Source organism: Actinoallomurus purpureus, from assembly GCF_024055795.1.
In the GTDB taxonomy this organism is placed as follows: domain Bacteria; phylum Actinomycetota; class Actinomycetes; order Streptosporangiales; family Streptosporangiaceae; genus Actinoallomurus; species Actinoallomurus purpureus.
In genome coordinates this window covers 31,843-46,751 of sequence record NZ_JAMXMY010000010.1, presented here as the reverse complement: position 1 = coordinate 46,751, position 14,909 = coordinate 31,843, and the positions used below count along the sequence as shown (strand labels likewise).

Below are 14,909 nucleotides of genomic sequence, written 5' to 3'. Positions count from 1 at the left end.
GATACTCGCTTTCATCCACATTGGAAAGGAACATCGAGATGCATCAGCAGCAGATGCGGTTCATGTGGTTAGAAATCACAGGTCAATGCCAACTGCAGTGCACGCACTGCTACGCCGAATCGGGTCCGGACGGTACGCATGGCACGATGACCACGCCGGACTGGCGTCGTGTCCTCGAGGAGGCGGCCAGGATCGGCGTTCAGCTGGTCCAGTTCATCGGCGGGGAACCCACCCTGCATCCTGCCCTTCCTGAGCTCGTCGGCCACGGTCTGGCCCGCGGACTGGAGATCGAGATCTTCACCAACCTCGTCCACGTCAGCCCGGAGCTGTGGAAGACCTTCACCCGACCCGGCGTACGGCTGGCCACCTCCTGGTACGCCGCGTGATCCCGGCGAGCATGCCGCGATCACGCGGCGGCCCAGCCACGCGCGCACCCGCGCGAACATCGCCGAGGCTGTGCGCCGCTCCATCCCGCTGCGGGTTGGAATCGTCGGCGTCCGTGACGGCCAGCGCACCAGCCAGGCGAAGGCGATGCTCACCGATATCGGCGTCACCGACATCGGCTACGACGGGCTACGACAGATCGGCCGGGGTGCCCGGGATCGCCCGCAAGGGGTCGACCAGCTGCGGGAACCTTGCGATCGCCCCGGACGGTACTGTGTGGCCATGCGTGATGGCACGCTGGCTGCCGATCGGCAACATCCACACCAGCGCGCTGCATGACATCATGACCGGCCCGCGGATGGCGTCGGTCACCGAATACCTGCAAGCACAGTTCACGCCGATCGAGATGCCATGCGTCCCGAAGATGTGCGACCCGCAGTGCGGACCGAGCTGCAGCCCGGCGTGCCGGCCGAAGGGCGACTGCCGTCCCGTGGGCGGCTGCGTCCCGGACTACCGTCCGAAACCGTGTCGCCCCCGGTAAGCGGCCTCCCAGCCGACCGATAGAAGGACCCAGCCCGTGATCGTCCAACGCCTTCACCTCCAGGCGCCCGAGACGGTGAACCGTACGCGGTGGCCGTACTCGATCCCCGCCGTGGCAGCGATGGGTGATCACGGGCTGGAGTTTCACCGGCCGGTGACATTCCTCGTCGGGGAGAACGGATCCGGCAAATCCACGATCGTCGAAGCCATCGCCGACGCCTGCAAGATCCCCTCCCACGGCGGTAAGGGCGGCACGAAATACGCGAGCACGACCACACTGACGCCGCTCGGCGAAGTCCTCCAGGCCGACCTGACCGTCGAAGGGCGGGCGCTGACCCTCGGGCCACGGCGCCGCCGCAAGGGCTTCTTCTTCCGCGCCGAGACCCTGTTCAACCTCGGCCAGAACGTCTCGGGGATGTACGGCTTCTGGGACGAACCCCTCACCGAGCAAAGCCACGGCGAGGGGTTCTTCACCGTGCTGGAGGCCATGTTCAACGACCCGGGCCTGTACCTGATGGACGAGCCCGAGGCCGCTTTGTCCTTCACCTCCTGCCTGCGCCTGGTCGCCTTGATGGACCACCTGGCCACGATCGGCGGCCAGATCATCTGCGCCACCCACTCGCCGATCCTGACCGCGCTGCCCGGCGCGGACATCCTTGAGCTCGGCGACCACGGCCTCCGTCGAACCGCCTGGGACCAGCTGCAGCTCGTCGACCACTGGCGACGGTTCATGGCCAAACCCGACCTGTACCTGCGGCACATCACCAATGACGAGGACATCCGGCGATGACCGAACTCGCCGACGAGAACCACCGAGCGTGGATGCGAGACGCCCTAGACCACGCGGCACGGCTGTTCGGCCTGGAACTGATCGGCGCGCCGGTCTTCGGATGGAGGGACCGCAGCATCAGCGCGGCCGTCGTCCCGCTCGCCGGCGGCGTGCGCCGCTGGCTGCGCGTGGTGGCCGAACACCTGTCCTGGACGGGCGACGACTGGTGGACCGGCAACCGGGACGCGGCCGCCATCACCGGCATCGCCAAGCCCCGCGTCATCGACGCGCGGGAATGGGCCGACGACGGGCAGGCGCTCCGCGCGGAAGTCATGACTTACATCGCCGGCCGCCCCTGCTCACCGACACCCGAGCTCCACCATGGCATCGACCTGCCGCCGTCTTGGTGGCATGCCCTCCGCGACGGACTCGATCACCTCGCCGACGTCCCCACCAACCGGCGCGCAATCGACCAGGACCGCGTCTCCACCCGGCTGCGGATCTTCTTCGGTGACCAGATCGACACGCGGATCGACCGGTGGACGACCGCACACGCCGACCTGCATTGGGCCAATCTGACTGCCCCCGAGCTCGCCGTGCTGGACTGGGAGATGTGGGGACGAGCCCCCTACGGCTACGACGCCGCCACGCTGCACTGCCACAGCCTCCTGCAGCCCGGCATCGCCCAGACCATGCACGACACCTTCGCCTACCTGCTCGACACCCCCGACGGTCGGCGGACGCAGCTGTTCGTGATCACCAACATGCTCATGCGGGCCGACCGCGGTGACTACCTCGACCTCGTCATCCCACTGCACCATCACGCCCACGCATTGCTCACCGAAGAAGGCGTGGGACGGTCACGTTCTTCCAGGTAGATACCATCATCGGCATGTTCGTCGACCGCGCTGACCCTCGGCGACGGATACGCGTTTGGTGCAGCGCGGATCCCAGACAGCATGAAGCCGCCCCGCTCTCCTCGGTCGGGAGGGCGGGGCGGCTTCGTGTCGTCTACTGCTCTTCGCTGGCGGGCATGCTTAAGATCTCCAAGCCGCGCAAGCGCGAGGTGAAGCCCTGGACGGTCGACGAGGCGAGGAAGTTCCTGGAGCCGGCCAAGCGCGATGGTGACCCGCTCCACGCGGCGTACGTCCTGATCCTCGTCCTCGGCCTCGGCCTCCGCAAGGGTGAGGTGATCGGGCTTGCGTGGAGCGCCGTCGACCTCGCCGCCGCCAACGTGTGGCGCGCGTCAGAATAGTAATGTGGCTGGAGAACCCGGTGAGGTGGCGTTGACCCATCCCCACCGGGCATCGTTGTCAGTGCTGGGCTAGCGCCTCGCGCTTATTTAATGGCCACGCGGCTTGCCCGGCCCGGCTCCCGAGGTTCCGGTGGGTCCGTGTCCGCCCTTCCGGCCCGGGGAGGTTCCCGACCCGCCGCTCGGGCTCTTCCCGGGCGGTCCAGAGGGAGGGTCCGCCGGTCCGCTTGGAGCATTCGGCATATTCGGTCCTTTGCGCTGTGTGTTGATCTGTGGCTTTTGCCGCAGAACCGCAGAGGACAGTCCGTGCTCCGCCTGCTTCGGCAACCAGCACGACCGGCGGCCCGACCGCGCGGGTCGTGGCCCGACTTGGAATGAGAGGCGATCTCCGCGCCCTCGCTGCAGAGCGCTAGTGGTGCGGCCGGGAGGACCGGTCGGAGTGGTTCCTAGCCACCTAGCCAGAGTCGATAGACGGCCGAGCATAGACAGAGGCCCTGTACCGTCGCGGTACAGGGCCTCTGAGCTGGTCGGGGTGGCGGGATTCGAACCCACGACCTCTTCGTCCCGAACGAAGCGCGCTACCAAGCTGCGCTACACCCCGGTGGTCACAGGTCGCCTTGCAACGCCTGCGCCTCGACGAGTCTAGCGGACTATCAACGGTGCCCGCGCCACAGTATTCCGCCGACCCGTCGATCGTGATCGTGTGCAACCGTACGGGAGCCGGGTCCCATCTATCGGGCATGGAGCAAAGGACGTGAGCCGCGCGGACGACGAGTACACCGCGCGCATCCAAGAGCTGTTGCCCCGGCTGCGGCGGACGGCGTATCTGCTGTGCGCCGACTGGCATCGGGCCGACGACCTCGTCCAGGCGACGATCACCCGGCTGTACGTGAAGTGGCGGCGGGCGCGGGCGGCGGACAACCTGGACGCCTATGTGAGGACCATGCTCGTGCGGCAGTTCCTCGGCGAGCAGCGAACCGGTTGGCGGTCCCGGGTCAGCGTGGTGGAGCGCACCCCCGAGCCGGTGGCGGCCGCTTCGGACGTCGACGCGGGGCTGGACGTACGGCGGGCGCTGACGGCCGTTCCGGCGCGGCAGCGGGCGACGCTGGTGTTGCGCTTCTACTGCGACCTCACCGTCGACCAGACCGCCGAGATCCTCGGATGTTCGTCCGGAAACGTCAAGAGCCAGACGTCTCGTGGGCTCGCCGCGCTGCGACGGATCCTCGAGCCCGCGTCCGTACGTGAGGAGGGAGCGTGACGATGAATGAGCATGAGATCAAGACGTTGATCACGGAGATGACCCAAGAGCCGCAGCCCGCATCCACGATCGACGTGGCACGTGCGGTACGGAATGGGCACCGGGCGCGGCGAACGCGGTCGCTGCTGCAGATAGGGGCCGTCTTCGCCACCGCCGGCCTGATCGTGGGCGGGATGAGCGTCATGGCTACCGGCCGTAAGGCGTCCGCCCCGGTAATGACGCCCACCGGCGCGCGGTTCGACCCGCTGGTGCGCTCTGCGGACTTCGGCTGGGTTCCCAAGGGCATGACCGAGCGATCCGTCTACGTCGGGACCAGATACATGTCCTTGGTGGCGGGTACCCCCAACGGCAGACCGTACGAGTTCTTCTTCCCCCAGGTCGGTGTGACGCTCTTCCCGGTCGGCCAGCGGATCGACTCCGAGGTCGTCACGCGTATGGCCCGCGACATTGACAACAAATGCCCACATGGGGACCAGGTCGGCGATACGCCGAGGATCGGTGGCCGGCCGACGCAGTGGGTCTACGCGCGAGACCTCGCCGGCAGCCACTGCCGCAGCACTCCTGTGGAACTCCGCTGGCAGTACGCGGCGGGAGCCTGGGCGGTCGCGAAGATCGAGCCTGACGCGGGCCTGGCGAACCAGGGTGTCTATCTCCGGATCGCCGATAACCTGCGGGTCGGTGAGACCGCGCCGGTGAGCAAGCCGTTCCGGCTGACGTACGTCCCGCCGGGCCTTCACGTCATCGAAACGACCGACGATCGGAGTTTCTCTACGGGAGTGAAATGGCGGACCTCACTCGACCTGTCCGCGGACGCCGATGGGCCGCCAACCCGCGGTTATCCGGACGACAAGCACACGCCGATGAGCATCAGGGTCGAGGTCTCGCCCGTGGCAGCGGTCGATCCGGCCGATGAGGACGGGCCGCTGAACACCACCGTCGACGGCCACCCGGCGTTCTGGAAAAAGAGCGGCGACGGCTGGGAGGCGCTGCGGGTCATCGGAGTCCACGGTTTCCAGGTGAGGATCAACGCGTTCAAGGCAGGGAACGGTGTCCCGCTGCGGGTGTTGCGCGGCCTCCGGTTGCTGGGCCCCGACCGTGCGGCCTGGACGACGAGGCCGGTGGGCTGAACGGCGATCCCTGACGGATACCGCTCCTCATCAGGGGCGGTGTTCGCCAGGGATCAGCGCCGTACGGCTCAGGCGGACGGGACGAGCGTCAGCAGGGAGGCCTCCGGCGGGCAGCAGAAGCGCACCGGGGCGAACGGCGAGGTGCCGAGGCCCGCGGAGACGTGCAGCCAGGCGGAGCCGTGCCGGTGCAGGCCCTTCACGCGGGCGCGCTCGATGCCGCAGTTGGTGACCAGCGCACCGTAGAGCGGCACGCACAGCTGGCCGCCGTGCGTGTGTCCGGCCAGCAGCAGCTGGTAGCCGTCGGCGGCGAACCGGTCGAGGTTGCGCGGCTCGGGCGAGTGCGTGACGCCGATGCTGAGCGGGCCCTTGGCGGGGCCGGCGATGTCGTCGTACCGGTCCTTGCGGATGTGGGAGTCGTTGATGCCGCCGAACCAGATCTCGGCGTCGCCCGCCTTGATCGTGCCGGTGGCGTTGTTGAGGTCGAGCCAGCCGGCGGCGGTCATGGCGGCGCCGAGCTCGCGGTACGGCAGGTCGGGGACGGTGCGCTTCTTGTAGTCCGTCTTGCTGGTGCGCCAGAGGTAGCGCGCCGGGTTCTTCGGGACCGGGGAGTACATGTCGTTCGAGCCGTACACGAACACGCCGGGGCGGTCCAGGAGAGGCCCGAGCAGGTCGAGGAACGGGCCGATGGCGTCGCGGTGCGCGATCGAGTCGCCGGTGTTGACGACCAGGTCGGGCTCGAGGGCGTCGAGCGCGCTGACCCACTTGATCATCCGGCGGCGGCCCGGCGTCAGGTGCGTGTCGGAGATGTGCAGGATCTTGATCGGCCGCTGGCCGGGCGCGAGCACCGGAACGTCGTAGCGGCGGAGGTGGAACCAGTTTCGCTCGATCAGCGAGGCGTAACCGACTCCGGCGACCCCGGTGCCGAGGACGCCCAGGGGGACCGCGTATCTCTTTCGCACACTCCCCATCGTGCCAGAACGACGCCCCGTTTATTGCCGGGCGTCGAACCCCGGGAGCAGGGCAAGATTGTCCTCATGTTGAAGGAGAAGCTGCAGGCCGACCTGTCGGCCGCGATGAAGGCACGCGATGAGGTGCGCACCCGTACGCTCCGCATGGCGCTGACGGCCGTCACCAACGAGGAGGTCGCGGGCAAGCGGGCGCGCGAGCTCTCCGACGACGACGTCGTCAAGGTGTTGCAGCGGGAGGCCAAGAAGCGTCGTGAGGCGGCCGAGGCGTTCGCCGATGCGGGCCGTACCCAGCAGGCGGAGGCGGAGCAGGCGGAGGGCGTCGTCCTGGAGGACTACCTCCCGGCCCAGCTGTCCGATGAGGAGCTGGCCGAGCTCGTCCGCGCGACGATCGCCGAGACGGGCGCCGAGGGTCCCCGGGCCATGGGCCAGGTGATGAAGGAAGTGACGCCGAAGGTCGCCGGCCGCGCCGACGGTAAGCGGGTGTCGGGAGAGGTCAAGCGCCAGCTCGCCGGCTGACGCGGCCGCCGGGCCGACCCGGCGAGCCGACGGCTCCGGCGACGTCCGCCGGTGACGTCCGCCTGACACTCGGCCAGGTCTCCCGCAGGGGGCTCGGTGACGTCTGCGCGGACGGGAACGCATGGCGGATACGGAAAAGGTCCCCGCACGCGGCCGGAGCCGTGTGCGGGGACCTTCCGTCGTTCGGGCGGGTCAGTTGCCGAACGGCCAGTTGCCCTTGCCGGGCTTGCCGTGGCCCTTGCCCCGGCCGCCGACCGCGCCGCTGCCGTTGCTCACGAAGAGCATGACGGTGGTGTCCTGGTCGACCTGGCTGCCACCGTTCGGCGAGGTGTAGGCGACGGTGCCCGCGGGCTGGTTCGAGTCGATCGCGCGCGGGGAGATCTGCACGCTGAACCCGGCGCCCTCGACGCGCTTCTTGGCCTGCTGGACCTGCATGCCCTGGACGTTGGGGACCGCCTTCTGGTCGAGGTTCCCGAAGTCGTTCACCGGCGTGTGGAACGACGAGGCCTTCACGCCCTGCAGCGCGCCCTCCATCGAGGCCCGCCAGATCGGCGCGACGTCCCGGCCGTAGGTGCCGTAGTTGCGGTTCCCCCAGGGTGCCTCCGGGTCGCCGAACCAGACGGCGGCCGCGAGGTCGGGGGTGTAGCCGGCGAAGACGGCGCAGGTGAAGCTCTCACAGGTGCCGGTCTTGCCCGCGGCGGGCCGGCCGAGGCCCATCCCCCTCGCGGTGCCCCTGGTGAGGACGCCCTGCAGGATCTTCGTGACCTCGTCGGCGGTCTCGGTGTCGACCGCCTTGGAGCACTTGGACTTCGGCACCCGGATCTTCTTGCCCGTCGAGTCGGTCACGTCGGTGATGGCGATCGGCGTGCAGTACTCCCCGCGCGCGGCGAACCCGGCGTAGGCGGCGGCGAGGTGGGTGACGTCGATCTCGTTGGTGCCGAGGACCTGGGCGGGGTTCTGCTGGAGCGGCTTGCCGTCGGCCCGCTTCATGCCGAAGTTCTGCGCCATCTTCACGGCGTCGCAGAGCCCGACCTCCTTCTCCAGGAAGGCGTAGAAGGTGTTGATCGACTCCCACGTCCCGCTCTGCAGGTTGGCGCTCTTGCCCTTGGACTTCTCGGCGTTCTGGACGGGCCAGGGGGCGGAGCCGTTGCCCTTGCAGTCGCGGTAGCCCGACACCGTCGTGCTTTCGGGCGCCGGGAACGAGCGGCCCACGTCGATGCCCTTGTCGAGGGCGGCCGCCAGGGTGAAGATCTTGAACGTCGACCCGGCGGAGTAGCCGAGGTTGCCGCCGTGCGCGTAGTCGGCGGCGAGGTTCAGCTGGGTCTGGCCCTTCTTGATGTTCGCGCCGTACGTCCGGCTGACGACCATGGCCTTGATCTCACCGGTTCCGGGCTTGACCATGGCCTCGGTGGCGGTCCTGCTGTGGTTGGGACGCCGGCTGAGTGCGTTCTGCGCGGCCTTCTGCGCGTGCATGTCGATCGTGGTGCGGATCGTCAGGCCGCCGCGGTACAGCAACCGCTCGCGGTCCTTCTCGGTCTTGCCGAACGCGGTGTTGCCGAGGATCTCGTTCTTGAGGTACTGGCAGAAGAACGGCACCTTGCTATCGACGCAGTCGCTCTTCGGCATCTTGGGGTGCAGCTTGATCTTCGAGGCGGCGGCCTGGTCGGCCTGCTGTTTGGTGATGATCTTCAGCTCGGCCATGCGGTACAGCACGGTGTTCCGCCGCTGCAGTGCGTGGTCCGGGTAGATCGTCGGGTCGTAGTAGCTCGGGCTGTTCGTGATGCCCGCCATCAGCGCCGCCTCGGGAAGGGTCAGCTTGGACGCGTCCTTGCTGAAGTAGCGCTGGGCGGCCGCCTCGACGCCGTACGCGCCGGCGCCGAAGTAGGCGATGTTGAGGTAGCCCTGAAGGATCTGGTCCTTGGTGAGCCGCTTCTCGATGTTCACGGCGTAGCGCAGCTCGCGCAGCTTCCGCCCGAAGTTGGCGGCCTTCGCGGCGTTCGCCTCGGCCTCGGTGTCCGCGCTCTCGACCAACAGGTTCTTGACGTACTGCTGGGTGAGCGTGGAGCCGCCCTGCTTGACGCCGCCCTCCTGCGCGTTGGTCACCAGTGCGCGGGCGGAGCCCTTCATGTCGAGGGGACCGTGCTGGTAGAAGCGGGAGTCCTCGATCGCGACGACCGCCTTCTGCATGATCGGCGCGACCTGGTCGAGGCGTACGGACTCGCGGTTGTGGTGGTAGAACACCGCGATCTCCTGGCCGTCCGCGGAGTAGACCGTGGTCCGCTCCGGCGGCGGCTGGATGTTGAAGTCGTCCGGGAGGTTCTTGAAGCTGTCGGCCGCGTCCCGGGTCGCCATGCCCGCGCTGCCGACGGCCGGCAGGGCGATGAGCCCGACCAGGAGTCCGGCCACGATCGCTGCCCCCAGGAGACGTAGCAGCTTGATGATGGCGTGTTCCTGATCTGCTTTCTCACCTGTCACGCGACATAGGTTACGCGGGACGAGAGGTGCATATGGGGCACCTCCCTGAGTTGGATGACTAGTTCGTTGCCGTCCTATGGCCCAGAGGGGCTATTTCAAGAATGGACCCATCGGGGGCTGTTGAAGCGCCGCACTCTTCCGTAAGTTTCTCCCCACGGCTTTCGTATGGCGGCCTGACGTCCGCGCCCGTCCGGCCGGGGCTCGCAAACGACAACCGACCCAAGGGGAGTGGGGCCCAAGATGTGGATCACTGATTGGACCGCCCGCGCCGCCTGCCGTAACGCGGATCCCGACGCGTTGTTCGTGCAGGGAGCGGCACAGAACAGGGCGAAGCTGATCTGCCGCGGCTGCCCAGTGCGCACCGAGTGTCTCGCCGACGCTCTCGACAACCGCATCGAGTTCGGCGTCTGGGGCGGCATGACGGAGCGCGAGCGCCGTGCGCTGCTCCGCCGGCGCCCGGACGTCTCATCGTGGCGAGAGCTTCTGGAGACCGCCAAGGAGCAGTACGAGCAGTCGCAGGACCCGGACGAGGAGCTCGTCGCGAGCTGACCGGCTGGATCCCCGGCCTGGCCGCACCCGGTCGGCCAGGCTCATCGCACGGGTGCGGCCCTCAGGCGGCTGGTTCCTCCGGCACGCCTGTGAGCTCCCGTGCGATGCACCGAAGACCCTCGAGGTCGTGGACGTCTTCGGCCATGGCCGTGACCGTGGCCTTGGGCACGGTCGGGTGCGATGAGGTGAAGCTCTCTTGCAGCCGCGTCTCGCGCGCGGTCACCTGCATCCGTTCGGCGTGCAGGCGCAGCAGCGCGGCGGCGAGCGGGTGCGTGCCGCGATCCTCCAGCGTCTCCGCGGCGGCCTGGCTGCGTACGGCCGACAGCTCGGAGGCGTCCGACCGGTGGACGCGGTTGACCACCAGCCCGGCCAGCGGCATGCGCTCCTCGGCGAGACGCTCGATGAAGTAGGACGCCTCGCGCAGCGCGTCCGGCTCCGGGGCCGCGACGACGAGGAACGCCGTGCCGGGCGCCTGCAGCAGCCGGTAGGTCTGCTCGGCCCGCTCGCGGAAGCCGCCGAACATCGTGTCGAAGGCCAGCACGAACGTCTGGACGTCCTTCAGCAGCTGCCCGCCGAGCACCTTCGTGATGGCGTTCGTGAACATGCTGAAGCCCGCGGTCACGACCTTCAGCCCGAACCGCCCGCCCGCCTTGGCCGGGGCCATCAGGATCTTGATGAGGCGGCCGTCGAGGAACCGGCCCATGCGCTCCGGAGCGTCGAGGAAGTCCAGCGCAGACCGGGAGGGCGGTGTGTCGACGATGATGAGGTCCCAGTCGCCGGACCGGTGCAGCTGGCCCAGCTTCTCCATCGCCATGTACTCCTGCGTGCCCGACAGGCTGGACGACAGCGACTGGTAGAAGGGGTTGGCCAGGATCTGCCGTGCGCGTTCGGGATCGGCGTGCGCCTCGACGATCTCGTCGAAGGTGCGCTTCATGTCCAGCATCATCGCGTACAGCTCGCCGTCGACCCCTTCGACGAGGCGCGGGGTGTTGTCCAGCTCGGTGAGACCCAGCGCCTGGGCGAGCCGGCGGGCGGGGTCGACGGTGAGGACGACGACGTCCCGGCCGCGTTCGGCGGCGCGGACGCCCACGGCGGCGGCGGTCGTGGTCTTGCCCACACCCCCGGACCCGCAGCAGACGATGATCTTCGTGTCGGGGTCGTCGATCAGGTCGTCGACGCAGAAGGCCGGTGAGGTCTTCTCGGGTGCGGGGCTCACGCTGCTCCTTGATTCCTCAGGTCGGCGGCGAGCTCGTACAGCCCGGCGAGGTCCATGCCGTCGCCGAGCAGCGGTAGGTCGTACTCCGGCACGTGAGCCTCGGCGAGCCGGGCCTTCTCGCGCTCCTGCAGGGCGGTGCGCCGCGCGTGGTCGGCGGCCTCGACGGCGAGCGCGTCGGCGATCTCGGCGGTGCGGTCCTCGATGCCGGCCGCCTTGATGCCCATCCGGATCGCCTCGACGTCGAGCTCGTCACGGGCGGCCAGGGTGAGGTCGTCCTCGGGCAGCAGCGGCGGGCGCACCATGTTGATCACCAGGCCGCCGACGGGCAGGCCGGTCTCCCGCAGCTCCGCGATCCCGTCCAGGGTCTCCTGGACCGGCATCTCCTCCAGGAGCGTGACGAAGTGCACCGCCGTCTCCGGGCTGCGGATCACCTTCATCACGGTGTCGGCGTGGTTGCGGATCGGGCCGACCTTCGCCAGCCCCGCGACCTCGGCGTTGACGTTGAGGAACCGGCCGATGCGGCCGGTCGGCGGGGCGTCCATCACCACCGCGTCGTACACGAACCGCCCGCCCTTGTCGCGGCGGCGCACGGCCTCGCTGGCCTTGCCGGTGAGCAGGACGTCGCGCAGGCCCGGCGCGATGGTGGTCGCGAAGTCGATGAGGCCGAGCTTGGTGAGGGCCTTGCCCGCCCGTTTGAGGTTGTAGAACATCTCGAGGTACTCGAGCATGGCCTCTTCGGGGTCGACGGCCAGGGCGTACACGTCCCCGCCGTCGGGCGCGACCGCGACCTTGCGCTCCTCGTACGGCAGCGGCGGGCAGTCGAACAGCTGGGCGATCCCCTGACGGCCCTCGACCTCGGTGAGCAGGACCTTCCGGCCGCCGGCGGCCAGGGCCAACGCGAGAGAGGCGGCCACCGTGGTCTTGCCGGTACCGCCCTTGCCGGTGACGACGTGTAGCCGTACACCGTCCCAATCGGTGTCTCTCCCGCTCACCCTTGTGAGGTTATCGTCCGCTCGCCGACGCGTTCGCGGCACCTGCAAGTGACATCTGACACCTCAGCGGATCCGGCGACTAGTGTCGGACATGAGGGAATCGGCCGACAGAAAGGTGAGCGCCGTGGCTGAAGCGGCATTCGTACTACTAGGACTCATAGGATTCCTGGTTCTGCTCGTCATCCTGTCGTCGATCAAGGTCGTTCAGCAGGTCGAGCGCGGCGTGGTCTTCCGCCTCGGCCAGGTACAACCGCAGTTCCGGCCGCCGGGCCTGACGCTGATCTTCCCCGTGGTCGACCGGATGACGAAGGTCAACATGCAGACGGTCGCCATGGGCGTGCCCGCCCAGGAGGGCATCAGCCAGGACAACGTCAGCGTCCGCGTCGACGCCGTCGTCTACTTCCGGGTGATCGACCCGGTGAAGGCCATCGTCAACGTGCAGAACTACAACTGGGCGATCTCACAGGTGGCCCAGACGTCCCTGCGTGCGGTCATCGGCCGGGCCGACATGCAGCAGCTGCTGTCCGACCGCGAGTCGATCAACGCCGAGCTGCGCCAGATCATGGACGGCATGACCGAGGCCCCCTGGGGTGTCAAGATCGAGCGGGTTGAGATCAAGGACGTCTCGCTGCCGGAGGGCATGAAGCGGTCGATGGCGCGCCAGGCCGAGGCGGAGCGGGAGCGGCGGGCCCGCATCATCGCGGCCGATGGTGAGTTCCAGGCGTCCAAGCGGCTGGCGGCCGCGGCCGAGGTCATGGCGCAGGACCCCGCCTCCCTCCAGCTGCGACTGCTGCAGACGGTCGTCGAGGTCGCCGCCGAGAAGAACAGCACCCTCGTCATGCCGTTCCCCGTGGAACTGCTGCGCTTCTTCGACCGCGCGGCGGGCGGGGACCAGACGTCCCGCGAAGGCACGCCTGCCCGGGCCGACCTGGCCGAGCGCCTCGCCAAGGCCGAAGCGGAGCTGGCCCAGGCCGGCGAGCCGGCGTCGATCGACTCCGCCGACAAGGTGCCGCCCATGTCCGGCATGGAGGGGGCGGAACAGCCGGGCATCGCGCCGCCCGTCCACCAGGAGGAGCCGCCCGCGCAGCGTTAGGCCCTAGAGCCCGCATCCGAACCCCCGCGCGCGTACGACACGAGGAGCCGCCCGCGCAGCGTCGGCGAATGGGCGCGCCACTAGGCCAGCCACCGCAGTGCGTCTTCCATCAGGTGCGGCTCGTCGATCGGCCGCCCGCTCATCCGGAACCGGATCCCATTGGTCGCCGATGGCACGAGTCTGCACGGAAGGACAGGACGGCGTTCGGACCTGTGACGAGCGGATTTCGCCGGGGCTGTCACAGATCGCGGGGCTGTCTTGTCCTAGCCGGCGATGGGCTCACCCTGCTGCAGGACGCAGCACCGCCCTTCATCCCCGCCGGGGCGCACGCGATGACCGCGGTCATCGAGTTACCGCCCGGCGCGCCGCCACACGGCCAATGTCGTCGCGGTCGATGACTGAGATCGCCGGCGGTAGAGGGGCATGGCGGCCGGCTCCCGGCGATCCGCCGGGCAGAGGCGGCGGAGCACTCGCGGGGGAGGCCTTAACCGGATGATGGCGAGAAGGTGACTGATGCGGGTGATCTCGGAGTCGCGGCTGGCGGCGGTGCTGTCGGGACTGCCGGAGCGGGCACGGGTGGTGGCGGGCGGCAATTTCGCCACCCCTTGGCAAGCCCTGGCCGTCCTGGACGGGGCGGTCGCCGAGTACGGGCTGTTCGTGATCAACGGCCAGGCCGGCCTGCCGGATCGGGACGGGGTCGTGCTGGAGACCCCGTTCGTTGGCCCGGGACAGCGTGGGCGGGCCGGACTGCGGTATTTCCCGTGCAGGCTGTCGCTGGTGCCGCAGCTGTTGAAGGAGATGCTCGTGCCGGACGTCGTGATGGTGCAGACGTCGCCGCCGGTGCACGGGACCGTGTCCCTGGGAACCGAGGTGAACATCCTGCCGGCGGCGATCGAGGCCGCACGGGCACATGGCGGCCTGGTGGTTGCACAGGTGAACCCGCGGGTGCCGTACACGTTCGGAGACGCGGTCCTGCCGGTGGACCAGTTCGACTACGGGATCGAGGCCGCCGTCGAACTGCCGGGGCCCGTACGGCGTCCACTTGGAGCGGTGTCGCAGGCGATCGGTGAGCGGATCGCGGAGCTGGTGCCGGACGAGGCGACGCTGCAACTGGGCATCGGAGCCGTGCCGGACGCCGTGCTGGAGTCACTGCTGTCCCGGCGCGGGCTGGGCATCTGGTCGGAGATGTTCAGCGACGGGGTACTCGCCCTGGAGAAGGCGGGAGCGCTGTCCCCGGCGAACCCGATCACCGCGTCGTTCGCATTCGGATCGCCGGAGCTGTACGACTGGCTGGACCGCAACGAGCGGGTGCGGATGCTGCGCACGGAGACGACCAACGACCCGGGACTCATCGCGCGCCGGCCGCGCCTGGTCTCGGTGAACGGGGCGTTGCAGGTCGACCTGTTCGCTCAGGCGAACGCGGCATGCGTGCACGGGTCGATCTACTCCGGGTTCGGCGGGCAGACCGATTTCGTGGTCGGGGCGCTGCACTCGCCCGGCGGCCATGCGATCATCGCGTTGCCGTCGTGGCATCCGAAGGCGAACGTCTCGACGGTGGTTCCCCTGGTGGCCGGACCGGTGACCTCCTTCCAGCACAGTTTCATCGTCAGCGAGCAGGGCACCGCCGCGATTTGGGGAAATGACGCGGCGTCCCAGGCGCAGCAGATCGTGGACCGGGTCGCGCACCCCGACGCCCGGGAGGAACTGCGCGAGGCGGGCCGGGGCCTCGGCCTCCCGATGCGCTGACGCCCGGCCTGGCTCCTGCGGGCG

General features: G+C 68.9%; 16 protein-coding genes and 1 tRNA gene. 12 read left to right on the top strand and 5 right to left on the bottom strand.

The genetic code is table 11. The features are described 5' to 3' along the window. The first annotated feature begins 38 nt into the window (after window positions 1–38). From NE236_RS19435 to NE236_RS19410, 6 genes are all read left to right on the top strand, one after another. Window positions 39–386, top strand: a complete 348-nt coding sequence (locus tag NE236_RS19435) for a radical SAM protein (protein WP_308209121.1) — start codon at window positions 39–41, stop codon at window positions 384–386. A gap of 70 nt (window positions 387–456) precedes the next feature. After that, window positions 457–723 carry a hypothetical protein gene (locus tag NE236_RS19430; RefSeq protein WP_252843729.1) on the top strand — a complete coding sequence of 89 codons (267 nt, stop codon included), beginning with the start codon at window positions 457–459 and terminating at the stop codon, window positions 721–723. Further along, a complete protein-coding gene (locus tag NE236_RS19425) occupies window positions 674–925 on the top strand; it encodes a hypothetical protein (RefSeq protein WP_252843440.1) in 252 nt (83 codons plus the stop codon). Before NE236_RS19430 ends, NE236_RS19425 begins: the two co-directional genes overlap by 50 nt. Window positions 926–961: 36 nt before the next feature. Then, on the top strand, window positions 962–1,714 hold the full coding sequence (locus NE236_RS19420) for an AAA family ATPase (RefSeq protein ID WP_252843439.1): 753 nt from the start codon (window positions 962–964) through the stop codon (window positions 1,712–1,714). Continuing rightward, a complete protein-coding gene (locus tag NE236_RS19415) occupies window positions 1,711–2,571 on the top strand; it encodes an aminoglycoside phosphotransferase (RefSeq protein WP_252843438.1) in 861 nt (286 codons plus the stop codon). Before NE236_RS19420 ends, NE236_RS19415 begins: the two co-directional genes overlap by 4 nt. A gap of 155 nt (window positions 2,572–2,726) precedes the next feature. Further along, a complete protein-coding gene (locus NE236_RS19410) occupies window positions 2,727–2,948 on the top strand; it encodes a hypothetical protein (RefSeq protein ID WP_252843437.1) in 222 nt (73 codons plus the stop codon). A 521-nt stretch (window positions 2,949–3,469) separates the two neighbouring features. Here NE236_RS19410 and NE236_RS19405 read toward each other — a convergent pair. After that, window positions 3,470–3,546 (bottom strand) — tRNA-Pro (locus NE236_RS19405). A 153-nt stretch (window positions 3,547–3,699) separates the two neighbouring features. Between NE236_RS19405 and NE236_RS19400 the strand changes: the two genes are divergently transcribed. Together NE236_RS19400 and NE236_RS19395 are read left to right on the top strand one after the other, a co-directional pair. Further along, window positions 3,700–4,203 (top strand): SigE family RNA polymerase sigma factor, encoded by a 504-nt coding sequence (locus NE236_RS19400; protein ID WP_252843436.1) that lies wholly within the window; start codon window positions 3,700–3,702, stop codon window positions 4,201–4,203. A 2-nt stretch (window positions 4,204–4,205) separates the two neighbouring features. Further along, window positions 4,206–5,330 carry a hypothetical protein gene (locus tag NE236_RS19395; protein WP_252843435.1) on the top strand — a complete coding sequence of 375 codons (1,125 nt, stop codon included), beginning with the start codon at window positions 4,206–4,208 and terminating at the stop codon, window positions 5,328–5,330. 68 nt (window positions 5,331–5,398) lie between these two features. Here NE236_RS19395 and NE236_RS19390 read toward each other — a convergent pair whose 3' ends face one another. Beyond that, entirely contained in the window at window positions 5,399–6,298 is a 900-nt protein-coding gene (locus tag NE236_RS19390; protein ID WP_252843434.1) for a metallophosphoesterase, read from the bottom strand. A 66-nt stretch (window positions 6,299–6,364) separates the two neighbouring features. Between NE236_RS19390 and NE236_RS19385 the strand changes: the two genes are divergently transcribed. Then, window positions 6,365–6,814, top strand: a complete 450-nt coding sequence (locus tag NE236_RS19385) for a GatB/YqeY domain-containing protein (RefSeq protein WP_252843433.1) — start codon at window positions 6,365–6,367, stop codon at window positions 6,812–6,814. Window positions 6,815–7,006: 192 nt separating this feature from the next. Here the strand turns inward: NE236_RS19385 and NE236_RS19380 are convergent, their stop codons facing one another. After that, on the bottom strand, window positions 7,007–9,289 hold the full coding sequence (locus tag NE236_RS19380; RefSeq protein ID WP_252843432.1) for a penicillin-binding protein: 2,283 nt from the start codon (window positions 9,287–9,289) through the stop codon (window positions 7,007–7,009). Between the two features lie 240 nt (window positions 9,290–9,529). Between NE236_RS19380 and NE236_RS19375 the strand changes: the two genes are divergently transcribed. Then, window positions 9,530–9,838 (top strand): WhiB family transcriptional regulator, encoded by a 309-nt coding sequence (locus tag NE236_RS19375; protein WP_252843431.1) that lies wholly within the window; start codon window positions 9,530–9,532, stop codon window positions 9,836–9,838. 61 nt (window positions 9,839–9,899) lie between these two features. On the opposite strand, the gene bagB is transcribed toward NE236_RS19375, so the two are convergent. Continuing rightward, window positions 9,900–11,054: an ATPase BagB gene (bagB, locus tag NE236_RS19370; RefSeq protein WP_252843430.1), complete on the bottom strand. Its 1,155-nt coding sequence runs from the start codon at window positions 11,052–11,054 to the stop codon at window positions 9,900–9,902. Further along, on the bottom strand, window positions 11,051–12,046 hold the full coding sequence (gene bagA / locus NE236_RS19365) for an ATPase BagA (protein ID WP_252843429.1): 996 nt from the start codon (window positions 12,044–12,046) through the stop codon (window positions 11,051–11,053). The genes bagB and bagA overlap by 4 nt, the downstream gene beginning before the upstream one ends. A gap of 124 nt (window positions 12,047–12,170) precedes the next feature. On the opposite strand from bagA, the gene NE236_RS19360 reads away from it, so the two are divergent. Continuing rightward, window positions 12,171–13,139, top strand: a complete 969-nt coding sequence (locus NE236_RS19360) for an SPFH domain-containing protein (protein WP_252843428.1) — start codon at window positions 12,171–12,173, stop codon at window positions 13,137–13,139. A gap of 513 nt (window positions 13,140–13,652) precedes the next feature. Continuing rightward, a complete protein-coding gene (locus NE236_RS19355; protein ID WP_252843427.1) occupies window positions 13,653–14,885 on the top strand; it encodes an acetyl-CoA hydrolase/transferase family protein in 1,233 nt (410 codons plus the stop codon). Window positions 14,886–14,909: the final 24 nt, after the last annotated feature.

Coding starts and splice junctions, on each gene's coding strand:
- NE236_RS19425 (WP_252843440.1), top strand. CDS start 674: ATGGCACGCTGGCTGCCGATCGGCAACATCCACACCAGCGCGCTGCAT.
- NE236_RS19410 (WP_252843437.1), top strand. CDS start 2,727: ATGCTTAAGATCTCCAAGCCGCGCAAGCGCGAGGTGAAGCCCTGGACG.
- NE236_RS19355 (WP_252843427.1), top strand. CDS start 13,653: ATGCGGGTGATCTCGGAGTCGCGGCTGGCGGCGGTGCTGTCGGGACTG.
- NE236_RS19385 (WP_252843433.1), top strand. CDS start 6,365: ATGTTGAAGGAGAAGCTGCAGGCCGACCTGTCGGCCGCGATGAAGGCA.
- NE236_RS19375 (WP_252843431.1), top strand. CDS start 9,530: ATGTGGATCACTGATTGGACCGCCCGCGCCGCCTGCCGTAACGCGGAT.
- NE236_RS19395 (WP_252843435.1), top strand. CDS start 4,206: ATGAATGAGCATGAGATCAAGACGTTGATCACGGAGATGACCCAAGAG.
- NE236_RS19415 (WP_252843438.1), top strand. CDS start 1,711: ATGACCGAACTCGCCGACGAGAACCACCGAGCGTGGATGCGAGACGCC.
- NE236_RS19435 (WP_308209121.1), top strand. CDS start 39: ATGCATCAGCAGCAGATGCGGTTCATGTGGTTAGAAATCACAGGTCAA.
- NE236_RS19390 (WP_252843434.1), bottom strand. CDS start 6,298: ATGGGGAGTGTGCGAAAGAGATACGCGGTCCCCCTGGGCGTCCTCGGC.